Annotated in this window: 3 protein-coding genes and 1 pseudogene; 1 reads left to right on the plus strand and 3 read right to left on the minus strand. The window is 69.6% G+C overall.

The genetic code is table 11. The annotated features are described in order from the left end of the window. Window positions 1-128: 128 nt before the first annotated feature. Window positions 129-548, minus strand: a complete 420-nt coding sequence (locus D471_RS0115275; RefSeq protein WP_017599420.1) for a peptidase inhibitor family I36 protein — start codon at window positions 546-548, stop codon at window positions 129-131. 300 nt (window positions 549-848) lie between these two features. Between D471_RS0115275 and D471_RS41810 the strand changes: the two genes are divergently transcribed. Continuing rightward, a complete protein-coding gene (locus D471_RS41810; RefSeq protein WP_017599421.1) occupies window positions 849-1520 on the plus strand; it encodes a hypothetical protein in 672 nt (223 codons plus the stop codon). A gap of 63 nt (window positions 1521-1583) precedes the next feature. Here the strand turns inward: D471_RS41810 and D471_RS41815 are convergent. Together D471_RS41815 and D471_RS0115285 are read right to left on the minus strand one after the other, a co-directional pair. Then, window positions 1584-1790, minus strand: a pseudogene (locus D471_RS41815) (DUF397 domain-containing protein); the annotation flags it as partial. Window positions 1791-2114: 324 nt separating this feature from the next. Beyond that, window positions 2115-2588, minus strand: coding sequence for a hypothetical protein (locus D471_RS0115285; RefSeq protein WP_017599422.1), 474 nt, complete (start codon window positions 2586-2588; stop codon window positions 2115-2117). Window positions 2589-2655: the final 67 nt, after the last annotated feature.

Raw genomic sequence — 2655 nt, forward strand, 5'->3', positions numbered from 1 at the left:
CGGGGAGGCCACGGTGCACTTCACCTTCGGTCGAGGGTTCGTTCCTGCGGGGCGGGCGGCCACGCGGCGCCGCCCGCCCCGGTCGGCTCAGGGCCCGACGCGCTCAGGGCCCGGCGCGCACGGCGGCACTAGCACTTGAACTTGTGCGCGCTGGCCCGGTTGTCACCGACGCTGTTGTTGGCCAGGTAGCCGTCCGAGTCACCCGGGTCGAAGGTGGTGTTGGCACCGCCGTAGCCGACGTGCTGGTAGAGGGTGACATCGCAGCCCGTCCGGTTCCAGACGGAACTGGCCTCGTTGTCCAGGACGTCGTTGGTGAACTCCCTGTCTGCGGCGTTGTACCAGCGGTTGTTGTTGTAGTCACGGTCGCTGCCGGTCCACTGGTAGACGTTCGGGGTGTTGCCCTTGTTGTAGTCGGTGTTCTCGTAGAGGCAGAACTCACCGCCGCCGCACGAGCCGTCCACCGCGGCCGAGGCCGCCGGAGCGATTCCGAACACACCCGCCAGGGCGATCGAGGCCATCACACCAGCGGTGGTGATCTTGCGCTTCATTCCAGACATGAGACTCCCTTTCACGATGGAACAGACGTGAACCCGGGCCGAAGGCGCCCGACAGGTGTGGGGATGGGCGTCACGGCCGGGTGTGCTCCCTGTCATGCGCGGGTGCTGGAGACCACGCTGTCGTCCCCGGCTTTGTTCTCGCTTGCCTTCCGCTTCGTCGCGGGGGTCTCCGCTTCGTCGCGCGGGGGATCGGGCGGGCGCGGCCGGTCTCCTGTCCGCGACCGGTCCCTCCCGACCAGGAACCCCCCGAACGAACGGCGGTCATGACGCGTCCCGATAGGGTCCGACCCCATGCCGACAGCACAGAAGGTACGAAGCACCGCGAATCTCTTCTGGTCCCTGACCATCGACCTGCTGATCGCCCTGGTCGGGGTCTGGATCGTGGCCGGGGTGAAGGCCGGTGTCGGGGAACTGGACGAGAGGTGCGCGCACGGGATCGTGGGCCCCGGCGGACGGCACGAGGTGGAGCGGACCGCCTACCCGCCCAACGTGACGTGCGTCTACCCCAGCGGAGAGACGATCTCCAGCGCGGGAGTCCTGGTGTTCGTGTGGTGGACGTGCGTGGTGCTCGTCGTGGTCTGTGCGCTGACGGCGTTCGCCCTGGAGTTCGTCGGTTTGTCGCGCAGGGGGTTCGACAGCCGCTTTCCGGCCTTAGCGGTCGTCTTTCCCTCGCTGCTCGCGAACCTCTACGTCCTCGTGCTCCTGGCGACCGTCGTTCCCACACTCGTCAACCCGACCAGATGCGGGCTCGGCACGAGGTCCTCCGGCGACGAGGCGAACCTTCGGTACGAGCCCTTTCCACAGCAGGTGACGTGCGACTACGGGCACGGCTTTCCGATGGCCCTGGTTCCCCAGTGGGTGGCCGCGCTGGAGTGGGCCCTGCTCCTCGCGACGGCGATCTCCCTGGCGGGCGTGCTCGCGCAGCGCCGCGCCCGTGTGTCGGCGCGCGGCCCGGGGATGTGACGGGACCCGACACCGACCCTGGCGGGTACCGGCCCACTCCTCCTCGCTGACACGCACCGAGACCAGTACGGCGGCCCACGCACCGGCCGGAACGTGCAGATGACCCGGTCTCCGATTCTGCGTGCCCCGAACACCGGTCACCGCGCCTTCGGCAACCTCCACACAGTTATGCGCCCCATCGTCGAGGTCATGCGCCTTCCAAGGATCCAGACGCTTCCACCCACAGTGGGGGGGCACACGGCCCGCCGCCCCTGGGGCCGGGCCGACCACCGGGAGGAGCCTCGGCGAACGGTTCGGGAGGCCCGGCGGCCCGGCCGCCCCTCCCTCGGGTGAGGGGGAGGGGCGGGACGGCCCCGAAGAACGACAAAGCGCCCCGTGCCGAGAGGAGCGGCTCCGGAGCGCGGGCCCTCACCCGGCCGGGACGAGAAAGAGAAAGCCGAGGGCCGATGCGGCCGATCGCCCGCGGAGCACGGCCCGGATCCTCACCGCGCGCGGGCACCGCTCCGCGGCAAGGCTCCGGGCCGTGACCACTTCCTGACCGCCATAACATCGGGCCCCTCGGAGGGACATCGGCTCAGCGGCCCCGGGTGAGGATCACCCGCAGTACCGCCAGTCATCCTCGTTCCCGCCCCTGCCGAGACGGCCGGTCTCCGCCGACTCGATCAGCGCCCAGTACTTGACGCAGCGGTCGGCGGCCTCGTGGGCGACGGTCGCGTAGTGGGAGTAGTCCCTGTACTTGCTGCTGTAGCGGTCCAGGCCCTGGACCTCCAGGTAGGCCACCGTGAGGGTCGGGACTCCGTGGGAGGAGCCGGTCTTGCGGGCGACCGTGCAGTTCTGCTGGTACTGGGCGTTCCAGAGCAGGTAGACCGTCCCGACGCGCTCGTAGGGCGCCTCGACGTACACGGGCTGGGACTCAAGGATCGTGTAGTTGCCGTTCTCCCAGGAGCAGCCGAGGTCGGAGACGACCGCGGAGTAGAGGCTGTGCGCCGACGCCGGAGCCCCGCCGAGGGCGATGACGGAGGCTGCGGCGGCCAACAGCACGACGATACGGGTGGTGAAGCGTCTCATGAGGGACAAGGCGGTAGCTCCCTTTCTCAAGGACGGATGGGGGTCCGCGCCACGGCGGCGGGCCGTC

The sequence above is a fragment of the Nocardiopsis lucentensis DSM 44048 genome (assembly GCF_000341125.1).
GTDB classification, from domain to species: domain Bacteria; phylum Actinomycetota; class Actinomycetes; order Streptosporangiales; family Streptosporangiaceae; genus Nocardiopsis; species Nocardiopsis lucentensis.

Coding starts and splice junctions, on each gene's coding strand:
- D471_RS0115285 (WP_017599422.1), bottom strand. CDS start 2,588: ATGAGACGCTTCACCACCCGTATCGTCGTGCTGTTGGCCGCCGCAGCC.
- D471_RS41810 (WP_017599421.1), top strand. CDS start 849: ATGCCGACAGCACAGAAGGTACGAAGCACCGCGAATCTCTTCTGGTCC.
- D471_RS0115275 (WP_017599420.1), bottom strand. CDS start 548: ATGAAGCGCAAGATCACCACCGCTGGTGTGATGGCCTCGATCGCCCTG.